This is a genomic window from Endozoicomonas sp. (assembly GCF_051008435.1).
In the GTDB taxonomy this organism is placed as follows: Bacteria; Pseudomonadota; Gammaproteobacteria; order Pseudomonadales; family Endozoicomonadaceae; genus Endozoicomonas_A.
Window position 1 is genome coordinate 1 of the sequence record NZ_JBPCXO010000516.1, and the last position, 15,761, is coordinate 15,761.

Annotated in this window: 17 protein-coding genes; 7 read left to right on the forward strand and 10 right to left on the reverse strand. The window is 49.0% G+C overall.

From position 1 onward, the window contains the following. Positions 1 to 226: 226 nt before the first annotated feature. From ACR2PX_RS25775 to ACR2PX_RS25785, 3 genes are all read right to left on the reverse strand, one after another. Complete coding sequence (locus ACR2PX_RS25775; protein ID WP_434002222.1) at positions 227 to 625, reverse strand: hypothetical protein; 399 nt, start codon at positions 623 to 625, stop codon at positions 227 to 229. A gap of 126 nt (positions 626 to 751) precedes the next feature. After that, positions 752 to 1,033 carry a SelT/SelW/SelH family protein gene (locus ACR2PX_RS25780; protein WP_434002223.1) on the reverse strand — a complete coding sequence of 94 codons (282 nt, stop codon included), beginning with the start codon at positions 1,031 to 1,033 and terminating at the stop codon, positions 752 to 754. Continuing rightward, complete coding sequence (locus ACR2PX_RS25785) at positions 1,030 to 1,953, reverse strand: lipase family protein (RefSeq protein WP_434002224.1); 924 nt, start codon at positions 1,951 to 1,953, stop codon at positions 1,030 to 1,032. The genes ACR2PX_RS25780 and ACR2PX_RS25785 overlap by 4 nt, the downstream gene beginning before the upstream one ends. A 192-nt stretch (positions 1,954 to 2,145) precedes the next feature. Here ACR2PX_RS25785 and ACR2PX_RS25790 point away from each other — a divergent pair, with 192 nt between their 5' ends. From ACR2PX_RS25790 to ACR2PX_RS25805, 4 genes are all read left to right on the forward strand, one after another. Continuing rightward, positions 2,146 to 2,781, forward strand: a complete 636-nt coding sequence (locus ACR2PX_RS25790) for an O-methyltransferase (protein WP_434002225.1) — start codon at positions 2,146 to 2,148, stop codon at positions 2,779 to 2,781. A 403-nt stretch (positions 2,782 to 3,184) separates the two neighbouring features. Next, positions 3,185 to 3,823, forward strand: a complete 639-nt coding sequence (locus tag ACR2PX_RS25795; RefSeq protein ID WP_434002226.1) for a hypothetical protein — start codon at positions 3,185 to 3,187, stop codon at positions 3,821 to 3,823. Beyond that, entirely contained in the window at positions 3,820 to 4,158 is a 339-nt protein-coding gene (locus ACR2PX_RS25800) for a DUF4286 family protein (RefSeq protein WP_434002227.1), read from the forward strand. Before ACR2PX_RS25795 ends, ACR2PX_RS25800 begins: the two co-directional genes overlap by 4 nt. 173 nt (positions 4,159 to 4,331) lie before the next feature. Next, a complete protein-coding gene (locus ACR2PX_RS25805; RefSeq protein ID WP_434002228.1) occupies positions 4,332 to 4,952 on the forward strand; it encodes a phosphoadenosine phosphosulfate reductase family protein in 621 nt (206 codons plus the stop codon). Positions 4,953 to 5,001: 49 nt separating this feature from the next. Here ACR2PX_RS25805 and ACR2PX_RS25810 read toward each other — a convergent pair whose 3' ends face one another. From ACR2PX_RS25810 to ACR2PX_RS25825, 4 genes are all read right to left on the reverse strand, one after another. Further along, complete coding sequence (locus tag ACR2PX_RS25810) at positions 5,002 to 5,688, reverse strand: DUF3313 domain-containing protein (RefSeq protein ID WP_434002229.1); 687 nt, start codon at positions 5,686 to 5,688, stop codon at positions 5,002 to 5,004. Between the two features lie 211 nt (positions 5,689 to 5,899). Beyond that, a complete protein-coding gene (locus ACR2PX_RS25815; protein WP_434002230.1) occupies positions 5,900 to 6,346 on the reverse strand; it encodes a hypothetical protein in 447 nt (148 codons plus the stop codon). Positions 6,347 to 6,444: 98 nt separating this feature from the next. Next, entirely contained in the window at positions 6,445 to 6,759 is a 315-nt protein-coding gene (locus ACR2PX_RS25820; RefSeq protein WP_434002231.1) for a BolA family protein, read from the reverse strand. A gap of 93 nt (positions 6,760 to 6,852) precedes the next feature. After that, complete coding sequence (locus ACR2PX_RS25825; protein ID WP_434002232.1) at positions 6,853 to 7,785, reverse strand: 2Fe-2S iron-sulfur cluster-binding protein; 933 nt, start codon at positions 7,783 to 7,785, stop codon at positions 6,853 to 6,855. A 556-nt stretch (positions 7,786 to 8,341) separates the two neighbouring features. Here ACR2PX_RS25825 and ACR2PX_RS25830 point away from each other — a divergent pair. From ACR2PX_RS25830 to ACR2PX_RS25840, 3 genes are all read left to right on the forward strand, one after another. Further along, entirely contained in the window at positions 8,342 to 9,859 is a 1,518-nt protein-coding gene (locus ACR2PX_RS25830) for a fumarate hydratase (protein ID WP_434002233.1), read from the forward strand. A gap of 269 nt (positions 9,860 to 10,128) precedes the next feature. Next, the gene (locus ACR2PX_RS25835; protein WP_434002234.1) at positions 10,129 to 10,506 is read left to right on the forward strand and encodes a hypothetical protein; all 378 of its coding nucleotides are present in this window, start codon (positions 10,129 to 10,131) and stop codon (positions 10,504 to 10,506) included. Positions 10,507 to 10,593: 87 nt separating this feature from the next. Further along, positions 10,594 to 11,643 (forward strand): hypothetical protein, encoded by a 1,050-nt coding sequence (locus tag ACR2PX_RS25840; protein ID WP_434002235.1) that lies wholly within the window; start codon positions 10,594 to 10,596, stop codon positions 11,641 to 11,643. Positions 11,644 to 11,777: 134 nt separating this feature from the next. On the opposite strand, the gene ACR2PX_RS25845 is transcribed toward ACR2PX_RS25840, so the two are convergent. From ACR2PX_RS25845 to ACR2PX_RS25855, 3 genes are all read right to left on the reverse strand, one after another. Next, complete coding sequence (locus ACR2PX_RS25845; RefSeq protein WP_434002236.1) at positions 11,778 to 14,633, reverse strand: valine--tRNA ligase; 2,856 nt, start codon at positions 14,631 to 14,633, stop codon at positions 11,778 to 11,780. Between the two features lie 105 nt (positions 14,634 to 14,738). After that, entirely contained in the window at positions 14,739 to 15,164 is a 426-nt protein-coding gene (locus tag ACR2PX_RS25850) for a hypothetical protein (protein ID WP_434002237.1), read from the reverse strand. 54 nt (positions 15,165 to 15,218) lie between these two features. After that, positions 15,219 to 15,644, reverse strand: coding sequence for a DNA polymerase III subunit chi (locus ACR2PX_RS25855; RefSeq protein ID WP_434002238.1), 426 nt, complete (start codon positions 15,642 to 15,644; stop codon positions 15,219 to 15,221). Positions 15,645 to 15,761 lie beyond the last annotated feature (117 nt).

Here is a 15,761-nt window from a genome sequence, read left to right on the forward strand (position 1 = left end):
TCTGAGACTCGGCCAGACAGACGAAAGACGCGAAAAGCAAAACGTGAAAAATCAGGCTTTTAATGGCTCTATCCTTTGCTGTTCTCGGGATCAAAGTCAGTAAGGATAGACAAAAGAAAATGACGGGTATTTCCCATAGGTTGGAGGGCTGCACTGGGCAAAAAGTCGCCGCGAAGCGGCCTAACTTGTGACAGAGTCTATAACAGGCCCTGGAGTGTGGATTCCATCAGAAGCATTTGACCGGCCTGAGAGGCCATAAGATCCTGAAAGGCATGGTACCGGTACTGATGGATTGGCTCTGCGATTCAGGGCCCTCTTCAGCTTTGAGGTGGTACATGTCATTCAACTGAGCGACTCTGCGTTGCATCAGTTGCACATCCTTTAGCATGCTGTTGCCAGAGGCACTGGCTTCCGCTCCTGTTCTATACCATAGGTTGAGTCCGGGAATAGAAGAAAGCCAGCCGCCACTCTCTGAGTCTTTCAGGACCAAAACATCCCTGCCGTTGGAAGTGACTCCCACTTTTTCTTTTAAATCCGCTACATCGATATTGATCAGCTGATCACGCCAGCCCCGGGCTCGATCATAGACATGCATTGAGTCGGCGGAGTGCATTCCCATTCCCATAACGAGTACCTTGATCCGTCAATCAGTATGAGTTGTATCTGCCAGTGGGAAGTCTTCTGAAGACAGGGGAGGGATGGCAGAGCCTGCTGGCAAAGACCAGCGGCTCGCTTGAGTAATAATGAGGGGTCAGGGGCGGTCGTTGTGGCCGAGATCCCGTTCCGGATCAATCAGATCCCGGACTTTCTGTTTGATCTGTTTGGGTTGAGGAAAGCCTCCATCCTGCTTTCTTTCCCAGATCTGCTCGCCATTCAGGGTGATGATAAAAACACCGCCTGTTCCAGGTTTCAGTCGGACTTCTCCAAGGTCAGTACTGAAGGTACTGAGCAGTTCCTGAGCCAGCCAGGCGGAGCGCAGCAACCACTGGCACTGGCTGCAGTATTCTATTTCTACAATGGGTTTATCTGTCACAGTGTACTGCCTTGCGAATTCAGTTTGTTGTACAGGTTGCACGTCAGTGTTCTGATACTGTGCTGCTCTATATTATTCTCGTCCTTAATCAGTTCAAAGCGAACCTGGATAATATCAGGGTGTTTGCGGGAAATGGGGTAAAGGCCTTTCATGGCCAGACGCAGGTAGGCCAGTATTTCTCCATGCTCGTACACTCGGTATATTTTCATGTTCTCGGCGTTGATTGAACGCTGCTCTGAAGCGACATCATAAAAGCCGGTTACCGGTGAAGAGTCAAACGCATAGATCTGGTGAATGACCGGGGAGCTGTAACCGGCCAGTTGAGCCAGACCGCCACCCAGGGAATGGCCGGTTGCGATGATTTCAGTGACTTCCGGGAATTGGCTTTGGATTTCACTGACCAGCCCGGGGGTTAACTCCAGTACTTCGTCGTATTGATCATGGCCTGTAAAAGGTTTCAGGAACCAGCGGAAGTTGGCGTACCAGTCTTCTTTCTGATCAAAGTCGGTGCCTCTGAATACCAGCAAAGCCTGTTGTTGATTAGCGAGGGAACGAAAGGCTTCTACTTCCAGTTTCAGTTGCTTATGCAGTTTTGACTTTTTTGTCAGGGTATCCAGTTGAATAGGTTGCCACTGACCGGGACGATACATTGCTTCCAAGGTGCAGAAAGATTTTATGGAATCGGTTTTGATCTTCGGGTTGTCCAGATAGATGGATGCACTGAAAGCACCCAGCTCTACAAAGGTATTCAGTTCATCTTTTACAGGTGATTGTTTTTTAGCTTCTTCAAAAGTGAAGGTGGTGGCATCACCATTATCCACGACTCGGACATGATCCGGATTCTGTGCAAAGAGAGCGCATCCACTCAGGGCAGAAGCACAGAAAAGCAGAGTCAGGGGTTTAATAAAAGAGTTACTCATAGAGGGGTGGCTTTTCTTGTTCTTATGGGTGGAGCCCCGGAGATTTCCGTCTGATTGATTCAGAAAACTCGGTCAGCAGCTTTAAATTCTACCATGAGTGTCTGAATCAGGAATGATTAAAATGCAGTAGGCTTTTTTTGCTCAGGAGGCTCTTGGTAGAATCAGTGTCATTAATGCTGTTAAGGAAAGGCCATGACGGTCATTGTTAATCCCGATATCGAACAATATTGCCATGACATTACCGGTGGTGAGTCTCTACTTCTGAAAGAACTGGCGCAGGCCACCGAAGACCGGACTCGCTATCCGGGCAACATGACAGGGCGGATGGTGGGGCAAACCCTGAAAATGCTGGTAGCCCTCAGTAGTAGCAAACGAGTGCTGGAAATCGGTATGTTCACAGGCTATGCCGCTTTGTCCATGGCAGAAGCCCTGCCGGAAGAGGGCGAAATTTTCTGTTGTGAAACCAATCCGAGAGCTATCGCCATTGCCCAAGAATTCTTCGGTCGATCGCCTCATGCCCATAAATTGAAAGTGCTGTTCGGAAAGGCACTGGAAACCATTCCCACCATCGAGGGCGAGCTGGACTTTGTGTTCATCGATGCTGACAAGAAAAAGTACTTTGAATATCTGGAACTGATTCTTCCGATGATGAAGAAAGGTGGGGTCATTGTTATTGATGATGCGCTCTGGAAAGGCGGTGTTCTGGACCCTCAGGATGAGCGGGACCAGGTGATCGCCGAGCTCAATCGCTATCTGTCTTCAAGAACCGATCTGGATAATATTCTGTTACCGGTACGGCATGGTCTTCATGTAGTACGGAAGATATAGGGGACGTTGGCAATTTATCATGGTGCTCAGCCCTTCTAAGGAGTATTCAGTGCAAGACGCGATTGTGTAGGATAAATCGTCTTTCCATCTATTGGAATGCGGCCATGGATGCTCCTTAGAAGGGCCCTTCGGGTGCTCCGTATAGGGTCCATCTACTGCGTCAGATCTTGCTTGATGTAGAAAAGCTACACCAGCGCAAGTCTTCCTTGTATCTGCCCCCTATACGGAAGCACTGAGCCCATGATTAATTACCAACGTCCCCTGGTAATAATTGTTTGGAATTTGGTTAAAACCGAAAGATTGGTCTTTACTTGATCCCCAGTGATCGCTGAAGTCGCTGTGGTGTGGCACTTTATTCCCAAAAGCAGGTGCGCCATGGCCAAGAGACAGTACGGATTCCTGGATGATCAATCTAACTCGTAATATCTGGCCTTTTCGGCTGACTCAAAAGGATGCCATCTCCCAGTGTACGGAAGATGCGCTTTATGAGATTGCCGAAAAGGCTGAAAGTCTTAAGAACCCCTGCGCCATTGAAGAGGAGTCTTACCTGCTCTGGGTCATGGGGCGGTTAATGATGCTGGATGAGGTGGTAACACCCGATAAGAAGCTCTTTCAGATCCACCCCCAGGGAGAAGGGGTCAGGGTCTACCGAAAGCGGTTAGGTTCTGTTGAATTCTGCTTCCTGATGTTTGAGCCGGATGGCTTCATTCCCTACCATGATCACAGTGATTGTAACGGCGTGATGAGAGTGCTGAAGGGAGAAGTGACCACACGTAACTACGATTTGCTGGAACAGACGCTTGAAGGCATGGTGCTGCAACCTTCTGCTCAAGCCTGGATGACTGAGGGGCGTATGGCCAGCCTGTCCCGTCACCGGGATAATGTTCATCAGGTCACCGCAGGGCCTGAAGGTGCAATGGTGTTGGATGTGTTTACGCTGTTCAGTCATGATGCCGGCTGCCGGTATATGAAAGTGACAGCTTCCGAGCACTGGTCAGGTTTGGCTCAGGGACAACTCATCAATGGGGAAGGTGGCGTTTGATCATTTATGAAGTGAGTTGTCTGGTAGAGGCTTCAGTAGAAAGGCCTTTTCTTACCTGGCTCAAAGAGCATGCTGCTAAGATCGTGGCGTTGGAAGGCTTTGAAAGCGCGTCGATTTCGTTGATTAAACTGGATGACCGACTGGATGAGTTTCCGGACAGAACAGGCTTCTCCGTATCCTATCGACTGGAAAATCAAGCAGCACTGGATCATTACCTCAAAGAGTATGCGCCAGCCCTCAGGGAAGACGGTCTTAAACGTTTTGGCACCCAGATGACGATTTACCGTCGGGTTCTGGGTGGCTCACTGTTTGAGATCAAAAGTCCAGCTGACTGAACCGCTAGCGATTCGAGCCCATTTTGGGGCATTAGTCCAAGAAACTATTTCTAAAGAAAGATATGTTCTAGAAGCTGCATTGCCTCGGATGAACCTCTTCGCCTATAGTTCGGCATAAATCATGGCAGTAATGTCTGCGTCGGATTGAAGAATAAATATTTCGGGGAAAGTCAATGGATCTGGAGAGCATTAACCGGGAGCTTGCAGAGCTCTCTCCACAAGAGATTATCCGCTGGGCTTTGCAAAAGGCTGGGAAGCCATTGGTAACTACAAATTTTGGTCCCCATGAGGCCGCTATTCTGCACATGGCTACCCGTGTTCAACCTGATTTACCCGTGATCTGGATTGATTCAGGCTACGGAACTGAAGCTACTTATCGTTTTGCTCGCGATCTGATCCAGAAGCTGGAACTGAATATTCAGGTTTACCATCCAAATTACAGTCGAGCCTATCGTGATGCGATCATGGGAGGGGTGCCAGAAGTGGATACTCCTGAGCATGATGAATTTACCCGTCAGGTTAAACTGGAGCCTTTTGGCCGAGCCATGCAAACTTTTTCACCGGACTACTGGTTGACGGCGATCCGTAAGGATCAGACCGCTTTTCGGCAGGGTCTGGAAGTGGTCAGTGAAACCAAAGATGGCTACTACCGTGTAGCTCCTCTGCTGAACTGGACCGAGCTGGACGTAGAAGAGTATCTGGTGATGAATGATTTACCTATTGAGGAGGATTATTACGATCCAACTAAAGTGGTGGGGAATCGCGAGTGTGGGCTGCACACTTCGGTATCCTGATGAGCAGAGGCTGCCTGGTAATGCCCGACAGCCTTGATTGTGCTCTTGATTACTGTTCTTTGCCGGTCATAACATCCAGTCCACGATTATAGAATTCCAGCCAGTCATCCAGGACGGCTTTAACATCTTCTTTTGTGACTTCATCGTTATCAGACTGCTTGTTGATGCCTTTACGAAGCACTTCACCTTCCAGTTTGCCGGTGCCACCGTCTCTCAGTTGCACTTCCATATAAAGGGCTACGATGTAATCCAGTCGGTCCGTGGCTGTTTTGATCAGAGTTCTGGCTACGGCAATGGGCAGGACAAACTGTCTGGGCTTGAGGTCTTTCATTTCTGACACGATGCCGGTAATCGCAGGCTGTATCACAAGAACGCCCGGACCCGGCTTGTCAGCCAGCATTCCGCGTTGCTTCAGACCTTCTTTGAAACCATTGTTCAGGTACTCTGCAACTTTGGTGGCCACTTCTCGTTGATCATCATGGGAAGCGTTGTAGTTTGGGAAAATTTTGACGGGTTCAACGTAGACTTTTTTATACTTTTTCAGGTCACCGCTGACCCAGCGCATGGCTGTGTCACCATCATAGGGGGTCAGCCTCTCATAGTCTTCCAGGTAACCGCTGTAAGGTTGTTCTTCAGTATCAATCTTCTGTTGCGTTGAGCAGGCCGTCAGTAACAGGGCACTGATCAGCACGAAGGGGAGTGCGAGAAGTCGGCGAGTCTTTTTGTAAACTGTCATGGTGCGAGCCGCTGTGTGGTTAAGGGGTTTGCTTTAAGTGGAGCGAAGTGTCTAACAGTGTTTGTCATTTGACCAGTATTATTTACCGAGATAACTGTTTCATGACGACGGATAAAAAAAACATGTCCTGCGTCAAAACAACATTGAGCGCCAGCTTCGGTGGTCAGCAGATAATTTTTGTAGTGGCGAAGAAGATAGTAGGTTATTTCTGCTAGAAGAGTCCGCCTGATGAAGTTCTAAGCGGTTCAGAGGCGTCCATTACTCTGGGCCAGCGATTGCTTTTATGGCAGCTTTGTTCGTTTTCTTCCGTTACGACATAAAGTCGGGTGAAAGGACCATCCGTAGCAATCAGACCCTGGATGAATTGCTGGCTTTCCAGCAAAAACCAGTGACTCTCTCCGGCTTGGTCTTTTTCCATAAAAGCATCGACACTGATTTTTACGGGTCTTGGGTTAAACCGATTCCAGATACCATTTTTAATGGATTCCAGTCTCGCCCAGCCCCCCTGTGGAGTGAGACCCGTCTGGCTTTCACGGCGTCCCCAGGGAACCAGAACCTCTTGGCCCTGCCGGGTTAATACCGGCAGACGGGCTTTGGGGTTCGGAAAAAAGGTTTTGATGGTCTGTCCATCAAGCTCGAATTGTACACCGCCGCACACGTCCGGAGGTCTCCATTATTGACTGTGAAACATCTTTTGTCCTCAGTTCTGAGGAAAAGCTATTTTAACGGATCAAGGCTGTTGATGGCTGAGAGGATTCAGCGTTTGCTGCCACCTTTGCAATCCGGGCTGTCCGGTGCCTGCTCCTTGCGTTCATGCCACTCACTGGGTGTATAGATATGGAGGGCCAGAGCATGAATCCCACCCTGCATTTCATCAGACAGAATCTTGTAGATCAGCTGATGGCGTTTAACCGGCATTTTGTCTTCAAACTCGCGACTGACCAGGACCACTTTAAAGTGGGACTCGGAGCCGGGAGGCACATTGTGCATATGGCTTTCATTGAAAATTTCAAAGTGTTCGAGTTCCAGTGCAGCTGTCAGCTTCTCACTGACTCGATCTTGCATACTCATACTTCCATTTCCACCTTTTTAATCATGCTTTCGAGACCAGATACATGACTTTAGACTAACAGGAATGCCGGGGGTTGCGAAGGGGGAACCAGCTCAGGAAAGCTCGCTGCTCAGGGTGATGCATTCAATGCCCTGGTGATGAGAGCAGAATTCCTCGATGGGGGTGCTGAATGGTGTGTCTCCTGCACAAATAACCCGGATTGATGAGGCATTTGGCAATACGGAAACCAACCATTCTCCATAGTCCTGTCGACCGGTAGTGAGTGAATAGCTGAACCGATCATTTTGGGAGAGAGCTTCCAGCTGGTCCAGGCAATAATGATCTCCGTTGCTGGAGGCTTCCTGAATCAGATGAATTCGGGTCTGTGATGAAGAGTCTCTATTGCTCAGGGTGTCACAGGCATAGGCGAGTAATGGTGCCAGGGAACCTTCCTGAGAAATAAGTATTTGATCAGAAGTATCTAGCAGATTTCCACAAAGATGCAGGCCACGGGGGCTGCTAAGGCTGACTTTTTGACCGACTTCGGTAGAATCATGAGCCCAGGTGCTAAAAGGGTCGGACACCCTGCGTTGAACGTGGATGACCATTGACCGGTCCTGGGGTTGCACAGAAGCCAGATAGCATTCTTTTGCGAGAATTTCGCCGGTATCCACTCTGATATGTTGTCCGGGGAAATAACTCATCGGGTGCCTTGCTGCCAGTTCCAGGGCAACAACGGTAGGGCTTAATGGTTTCTTGGCAGTGATGATGGCTTGGGTATGTTTCCTGCCAGGTAAAGACACGGTCATATCGCCTTCAGGCAGGCACTGACAGGCAAGAAAATAGCCTTCACGGATTTTTTCATTGCTCAGATATGTCTGGCTTTCCACAGGAGGCTGGCCAAAGTCGGCTTTCAGCATACAGGCGTGACAAACACCTGAACGGCAGGAAAAAGGTATTTTTTCCCCTTCTTCCAATAAAGAGTCCAGCAGATACTTGTTTTTATTAACCGGGTAAGCCCGATTAGACAGTGTGATAACAGGCATGGCGGTATCTTACCTTGGTGTTTTTTACCGTGAAAGCCATTTCATTCCCGTGGACCAAAAACGCAGGCACTTTGAAGTTTCAGTCAACCTTGCTTCTCAGAGCATGATACACCTATTCATGACTAAGCCTCGTCTGTCGTTTGTTTCGGCAGTCGCGATAAAAAATGAAAGTTCCTGTTGTCAATCCCTGTCTATCGTGAAAAACATTCCACTGTGCGGCTATTTTTGTTTGCAGATGTCGCAAAATGTTTTTCTACGCTCAAGGCTGTTTCCTGTGCGAAGCATTGATATACTCCACGGGCAAATGAGGAGGGGAAGCCCAAAAGAAACCGCAGAGTAGTCAGGTTTCAAAGGGTTCTTCATTGATGTTCTGGTTTGTGCGTTAAGCCATCAGAGCAGAAAAATCAGAGCCAGATCGCTGGCCAGGATCCTGAAGGCTGTTCTTCAGAGATTCGTATAGTTTGAAGCTTGCAAAGCTGGAGCCTGTCCGATTGATGCTTTCGAGCATGAAATGTTGAACAGGCTTCAGGACCGATCATGGGAGTTGGGGAGCGTAATGACACTTATTCGTGAAGAGGATCTGATTGAGAGCGTAGCTGACGCTCTGCAATTTATCTCCTGTTATCATCCGCTGGATTTCATTCACGCTGTTCATGAAGCGTGGAAAAAAGAACCGTCCAAGGCTGCTAAAGATGCCATGGCCCAGATTCTGATCAACTCCAGAATGTGCGCCATGGGCAAGCGGCCCATTTGTCAGGACACCGGTATTGTCACGGTATTCCTGAAGATCGGTATGAATGTCCGCTTCGAGAGTGATCGAAGCATTGAAGACCTGGTTAATGAAGGTGTACGTCGCGCCTACACGAACCCTGAAAATGTTTTGCGTGCTTCTGTGTTGGAAGATCCAGCCGGTGCCCGTAAAAACACCAAAGACAATACCCCTGCAGTTATCCATATGACTCTGGTGCCGGGTGATACGGTTGACGTACAGGTAGCAGCAAAAGGCGGTGGTTCCGAGAACAAGTCCAAGCTGGCTATGCTCAACCCGTCTGATGACATTGTTGAATGGGTTAAGAAAACCGTACCGACCATGGGCGCCGGCTGGTGCCCTCCTGGCATGCTGGGTATTGGTATTGGCGGTACCGCTGAGAAAGCCATGGTGCTGGCCAAGGAATCTCTGATGGATCCGGTCGATATTCATGAGCTCAGAGAGCGCGGACCCAGTAACCGGGTAGAAGAACTGCGTCTGGAAATTATGGATGCCGTCAACAGTCTGGGTATTGGTGCCCAGGGACTGGGTGGATTGACTACGGTTCTTGATATCAAAATCAAAGACTACCCAACCCACGCAGCTTCACTGCCCGTAGCGATGATTCCAAACTGTGCAGCCACGCGACATGCGCATTTTGTACTGGACGGCAGTGGTCCTGTTATTCAGGAGGCTCCAAGCCTGGATGATTATCCTGAAGTCGCTCTGGATTTGAGCGAAGGGGTGCGCAAAGTTAATGTCGATGATATCTCCAAAGAAGAGATCAAGAGCTGGAAGCCAGGCGATACGGTATTGCTGTCAGGTAAAATTCTGACCGGCCGTGATGCTGCGCATAAGCGTATGATTGACATGATGTCCCGTGGAGAAGAACTGCCTGTCGATCTGAAAGGTCGCTTCATCTACTACGTTGGGCCTGTTGATCCGGTTCGTGATGAAGTAGTGGGTCCTGCGGGTCCAACCACTTCGACCCGTATGGACAAGTTTACTCGAACCTTGCTGGAAGAGACGGGTCTGGCTGGAATGATTGGCAAGGCTGAGCGGGGTGACGCTGCCATTGAAGCAATCAAGGATAATGAATCTGTCTATTTGATTGCCGTGGGTGGAGCCGCTTATCTGGTTTCCCAGGCCGTTAAAAAAGCGGAAGTGGTTGCTTTCCCAGAGCTGGGTATGGAAGCCATCTACGAGTTTGACGTCAAAGATATGCCTGTGACTGTGGCGGTGGACCACACCGGCGACTCCGTACACAAAACCGGCCCTCAGATCTGGAAGCAGAAGATAGAAGAGCAGGTTCTGGAACTGAAATAATTCCAGTCATGACTGAATTCAGGGTGGAGTGATCAAAGCTCCATCCTGTCTTGTCCTTTCAGCTCTGGACAGATTATTTTCTGCCAGGGTGTCCTCGAGTGATAACTTCCATCCTCCTTCGCCAAGATATCGTCTGCTCAATAACTTTTCTCTGTTAGCCCTCCCTGAATTTACCTTACTTCCTGGCCGAACTGTCAAAATACAGTCAGCTGGCTGTTGGAGGAAGGGTTCTATAATCAGAGAATAAGGTCAGGCAGTAAGGACGCAATATGGTTGAAGATTCTGATCAGGCTCATAGCCCGGATCCTCAGGGACGAAAAGGCCTGAAATTTAAGTTGCTTTCTTTATGGCGGGGGCTGCTTTCGTGGAGTAAGCGGCTGGTCTCAGATTGGAGAGAGGAAGAGGTTGTCAGAATCGATGATGATTCAAGAAGAGTCAGGGCTAATTTACTGAGTCTTCATATTGAAGATCGATTTGAGCACTTTTGGATTGAGGAGCGTGTTCAGGATATCGAGGAAGACGATGATTCTGAATCCGTAGTTGGGGATGAGCTATTTTCAGAGCTGTTGGCTGCTGAAGAAGAGTGGATCCGATTGCAGCAGATTCGGAATCAATTTCGAAAAAATAACGACTCAGGACATGGTTAGTCAGGCTGACAGCCTGGTTAGTTTCTTCTCGGTCGTTATACCTCACTATGGGGATAGCGAAAAAGAATTGAGTCAAAGGAGCGATTCATGGCCGGAATATTGGAGACAGGACAGTCAATTGCCAGAGGCACTTTAAATGGAGCGGTCAGAGGTGCTTTGATGCCGGCAGAGCTTTCTTACAAGGTAGGAAAGGCTGTGGGTATGGCGTTCGGTAAAACCGTTGCAGCCGTTGTCGGTTTACCAGGCTATCTGGTCATTAAAGGCGTGAATGTTTTTCGTCCACAAGACAAGAAGCTTGATGCTTCCGGGGCTTTCAATATTGTTCCTGTCGCTCCCTTTAAATACATTGGTGCCGGTCTGGCACTGACTTCGACTTCCCCGGCATTGATTGCCCTGACCCCTCTAGCTGCTATCGGCGGTACGGTATTTGGTGCTGTATTCACCGTCACCAAGCAGGGAGGCAAGAAGCTGGTTGGTTTGATTGCCTATCGTCAGCAGGGTGAAGCCGCCAATATTCAGCAGATTCGCCAGCAATTGATGGATTTACAGCGTCGGATCATCGAAAAACAAGGGGATGCAGATCCAGCTAATCTTGAGGCTCTGGTCAAAGAGTTCAATGAACTGGCGGATGATGATGCCCAGATCCTGATCATGGAGCATGTTCAGGGTTTGACCAATGCTGCCGGTGAGCCCATTCCTGTCACTGATGAGAACATCGTTGAGATACTTAACATTATTCAGGATATAACGCCGGAAGATGGTTTAGCCCAGGTATTCATGGATCAGTTAATGGGAGTGATCAGAGATCTGAACGTTGAGGATGGGGATGATCTTTGTGGCGCGCTTAAGGCCTACAAAAGCTTTCTGCAACTTCAGGTGATTCAGCATAATCAGGGCCTTGAGAAATTTGCTGTCGGAGATTTCAAAGGGTTGGTGGAAAGTGGTGCACTGAATGATCCGGTTGAGTTCCAGGCTCCAGTGAAAACGATTGAAGAGATGGATCAGGCTCAGATTGATCAATTTGGAACACTGGAAGATTACCTGGATTTTGAGCGTGAGCGTTATTTTACCAGAAGGCTCAATACAGCCCACCAGGCATTACATGAATATCAACAGGAGCAGGGTGCTGCCCCCTGATCATTAGAGATTCATAAACAGCCATGAGCAAAGCAAAACATTGTTCACGGTAAAAAAAAAGGCCTGACTGCAATGTGCAGTCAGGCCTTTTTATATTCAGGGCTCAGTAACCGATAGAGTAAATATCTACCTGTTTATAGTGCCTGAATGGCTTTTAGTTGCTCATCAAGGCGTTCTTTGGCTGCCTGAGATTCCTTCAACTTGCTGCGTTCCTTCTCAACCACTTCAGGCTTGGCATTGTTGATGAATTTCTCATTGGACAGCTTGTTTTCAAAGCGTTGGACTTCTTTCTTCAGTCGTTCAACTTCCTTACTGAGGCGCGCGGCTTCTTTATCCTTGTCGATCAGACCTGCCATAGGCACCAGTACTTCCATCTTGCCAACCAGCTGCGTGGTGGACATGGGCGCTTCCTCATCAGAAGCCAGTACACGGACGTCGGCCAGTTTCGCCAAAGATTTCAGGAAAGCGCTGTTTTCATCAAGACGACGCTGGTCATCAGAAGAAAGGTTGCGCAGCAGTACATTCAGTTCACGGCTGGGACCAATGTTCAGTTCAGCACGTATATTACGGATACCAGTAATGAAGCCTTTCAGCCACTCGATGTCTTGTTCAGCCGTTTCATCCAGCTTGCTTTCATCCATCGTTGGGTAGCTTTGCAGCATCAGGGTTTCACCTTCAGCGCCCGTTTCTTCCTTGATATTCTGCCAGATTTCTTCAGTAATGAACGGCATGAATGGGTGAGCCAGACGCATAATGGTTTCCAGAACCTGAACCAGAGTACGACGGGTACCCCGTTGCAGAGCTTCAGAAGCTGCTTCATCCCAGAGAACGGGTTTGGAAAGCTCCAGATACCAGGCGCAGTATTCGTTCCAGATGAAGTCATACAGGTTCTGGGTGGCGTGATCCAAACGGAAATCTGCCAGGTTCTTTTCCAGCTGGGCTTCCAGGCGCTGCAGTCGGGAAATAATCCACTTGTCCGCCAGTGTTAGCTCAACTTCACCACCGTTCTGGCCACAGTCTTCACCTTTGGTGTTCATCTGAACGTAGTTGGCGGCGTTCCAGATCTTGTTGCAGAAGTTTCTGTAACCTTCCAGGCGTTTCATATCCCAGTTGATGTCACGACCTGTAGAGGCCAGTGAGTACAGGGTATAACGAAGTGCATCGGTACCGTGTGCGGTGATACCTTCAGAGAACGTTTTGCGGGTGCGCTTCTCAATTTTTGCTGCCAGTTGTGGCTGCATCATATTGCCGGTGCGTTTTTCAACCAGGTCTTCCAGACTGATGCCGTCAATCATATCCAGAGGATCGAGTACGTTCCCCTTGGACTTGGACATCTTGTCGCCATTCTCATCACGAATCAGGCCAGTCATATAGACATATTTGAACGGTACCTGTGGATTGCCTTCTTCGTCTTTGATGAAGTGCATGGTCATCATGATCATCCGGGCAACCCAGAAGAAAATAATGTCAAAGCCAGACACCAGAACATCGGTCGGGTGGAAGGTTTTCAGGCGCTCGGTATTTTCCGGCCAGCCCAGGGTACCAAAAGTCCAGAGTGCAGAAGAGAACCAGGTATCCAGTACGTCGTCGTCCTGTTTCAGGCTGACTTCGGCCGGGATGTTGTTTTCCTGTCGTACTTCTTCTTCGCTTCGAGCTACATAGACATTGCCGTCTTCATCGTACCAGGCTGGAATACGGTGTCCCCACCAGAGCTGGCGAGAGATACACCAGTCCTGAATGTCCTGCATCCAGGAGAAGTACATGTTTTCGTATTGCTTGGGCACAAACTGAATGCGGCCATCTTCAACGGCTTCGATAGCAGGCTTGGCCAGAGGTGCAGCACGCACAAACCATTGATCTGTCAGCAGAGGTTCAATGACAACGTCAGAGCGGTCGCCATAGGGAACCGTCAGTTCGTGATCCTTGATTTCTTCCAGCAGGCCGGCTTCTTCAAAGTCAGCGATGATGGCTTTACGGGCAGCAAAGCGTTCCATGCCACGGTATTTTTCAGGGATGGGAGCAGCGATGTCCTGGTTGCTCGTACCATCAATATTGAAGACTTCACCCTGTTCGCTGATATGGCCTTCCAGAGTCATGATATTGATCATGGGAAGACCGCAGCGCTTACCGACTTCATTGTCATTAAAGTCATGAGCCGGAGTGATTTTTACACAACCGGTGCCTTTTTCCATGTCCGCATGTTCATCGGCAACAATGGGAATGCGACGGTTAACCAGGGGTAGAATAATGTCTTTCCCGATCAGGGCCTGGTAGCGCTCATCTTCTGCATTAACAGCAACACCACTATCGCCCAGCATGGTTTCTGGACGAGTAGTTGCTACCACAATGTAGTTTTTACCTTCAGCGGTTTTCTCGCCATCGGCCAGAGGATAACGCAGGTGCCACATGTGGCCCTTGATGTCCTTGTTGATCACTTCCAGATCAGAAATTGCGGTGTGCAGTTTCGGATCCCAGTTGACCAGACGTTTGCCTCGATAGATCAGATCATCTTTGTGCAGGCGAACAAATACTTCCTGTACTGCTTTATAGAAGCCTTTATCCATGGTGAAGCGTTCATTATCCCAGTCCACCGAAGCACCAAGACGACGAAGTTGGCGAGTGATATTGTCGCCGGACTCTTCCTTCCATTCCCAGATCTTGTCGGTAAACGCTTCACGGCCGTAGTCGTGACGGGTCTTGCCTTCTTCAACCTGGACTTTACGTTCTACCACCATCTGAGTGGCGATACCGGCGTGGTCAGTACCCACCTGCCATAGGGTGTTGCTGCCTTTCATACGCTGGTAGCGGATCAGGGCATCCATAATGGAGTCTTGGAATGCATGACCCATGTGCAGACTGCCGGTGACATTGGGCGGTGGGATCATGATGGTGTAAGGAGAGCCTTCGCCGGAGGGGGCAAAGTAGCCTTTTTCTTCCCAGGTCTGATACCAGGTGCGCTCAATCGCGTGAGGGTTAAACGTTTTTTCCATAACTTCAGGATTCTGACAGGTTCTGATCTAAACCGCGTATTATACACGGAACAGGCAGAGCAGTGTTAATAGGAGTAGCCAACTGGCTGAATGACAGCAGGCTTTTTAATCTGAAAGATTTTCGGGCATCTGGTCCAGAAGATGATCCAGATAGTGATTCAGTTCACGGTTCAGCTGTGCCTCGACTCTGACCAGCTCTTCATCAATGATTTCCTGGATGAACAGTCTGGCCTGCTTGCGTAACCGGGATTTCAATTCGGATTCTGTGATGCCAGGGTTCTGCACAGGCTTCAGAGTGGGAGGCTCTTGCCGTCTGCTCTGTTGCTGTCTGTTCTGTTGCTGTCTGTTCTGTTGATAGTCACCTTTGACGTCCAGTACCGCGACGGTTTGCCTGGCATCTTCCTGGTCAGCCAGATCGGTGAGTACAGGGATGTGCTGATTGAGATGATCATTACGATCTTTCTCTTCTTTCAGAAGGCTTCGCAGTCTTTCCAGTTCATCCAGCAGACCTTCCGTTTTTTTCTGACTCATGCTTTTTACCTGGCTAATGGCTTTTTACCTGGCTAATGGCTTTTATCCTGCAACCTAAATTCGATGGGTTTCCGGCTGAATACCATCAGCAACATAAGCCTTGAACTTTTCACGGAGAATCTCTACCGGGCCTGGACTCTGATCAACGATTTCACAGGTTCGGATAAAGTTACTGTAAAAGCCTGGAATACGGTTGGACAGGTTAATCAACAGCGTGTTGTCGTGCAATGACTCGGGTTGTTCAAAGCCCAGGGTAATTGGGGCTCCCGTTGCCTTGCTGTTAATAATCTGGTGTGGAAGAAAACTGTCTTCACGCCACTCCCAGAGCAGCCGATCCAGGGTTTCGCACTGGATATCGTTATCCGTATGGATATGAACAGGCATACCATTACGCAACGCCTTGTCAGTTAATCGACAGGCGAACTGTTTAACAGCTTGTGCAGACTGCTGTTGCAGCAAATAGAAGGTTACTCGGGACATGAAGCTGAGTGTAATGGGAAATGGCGCTGGTGGAAAGGTTGTTCAGGGCTATCAGTGGGTTATTGAGAGGTGAGTGATAGCTTTTTCAGGAATCAGAGGTTGCAGGCCTTTAAAGGC

Excerpts from the sequence above, each read along its gene's own strand:
- ACR2PX_RS25775 (WP_434002222.1), bottom strand. The coding sequence starts at position 625 with ATGGGAATGGGAATGCACTCCGCCGACTCAATGCATGTCTATGATCGA.
- ACR2PX_RS25785 (WP_434002224.1), bottom strand. The coding sequence starts at position 1,953 with ATGAGTAACTCTTTTATTAAACCCCTGACTCTGCTTTTCTGTGCTTCT.
- ACR2PX_RS25790 (WP_434002225.1), top strand. The coding sequence starts at position 2,146 with ATGACGGTCATTGTTAATCCCGATATCGAACAATATTGCCATGACATT.
- ACR2PX_RS25795 (WP_434002226.1), top strand. The coding sequence starts at position 3,185 with ATGATCAATCTAACTCGTAATATCTGGCCTTTTCGGCTGACTCAAAAG.
- ACR2PX_RS25805 (WP_434002228.1), top strand. The coding sequence starts at position 4,332 with ATGGATCTGGAGAGCATTAACCGGGAGCTTGCAGAGCTCTCTCCACAA.
- ACR2PX_RS25810 (WP_434002229.1), bottom strand. The coding sequence starts at position 5,688 with ATGACAGTTTACAAAAAGACTCGCCGACTTCTCGCACTCCCCTTCGTG.
- ACR2PX_RS25820 (WP_434002231.1), bottom strand. The coding sequence starts at position 6,759 with ATGAGTATGCAAGATCGAGTCAGTGAGAAGCTGACAGCTGCACTGGAA.
- ACR2PX_RS25825 (WP_434002232.1), bottom strand. The coding sequence starts at position 7,785 with ATGCCTGTTATCACACTGTCTAATCGGGCTTACCCGGTTAATAAAAAC.
- ACR2PX_RS25830 (WP_434002233.1), top strand. The coding sequence starts at position 8,342 with ATGACACTTATTCGTGAAGAGGATCTGATTGAGAGCGTAGCTGACGCT.
- ACR2PX_RS25835 (WP_434002234.1), top strand. The coding sequence starts at position 10,129 with ATGGTTGAAGATTCTGATCAGGCTCATAGCCCGGATCCTCAGGGACGA.
- ACR2PX_RS25840 (WP_434002235.1), top strand. The coding sequence starts at position 10,594 with ATGGCCGGAATATTGGAGACAGGACAGTCAATTGCCAGAGGCACTTTA.
- ACR2PX_RS25845 (WP_434002236.1), bottom strand. The coding sequence starts at position 14,633 with ATGGAAAAAACGTTTAACCCTCACGCGATTGAGCGCACCTGGTATCAG.
- ACR2PX_RS25850 (WP_434002237.1), bottom strand. The coding sequence starts at position 15,164 with ATGAGTCAGAAAAAAACGGAAGGTCTGCTGGATGAACTGGAAAGACTG.
- ACR2PX_RS25855 (WP_434002238.1), bottom strand. The coding sequence starts at position 15,644 with ATGTCCCGAGTAACCTTCTATTTGCTGCAACAGCAGTCTGCACAAGCT.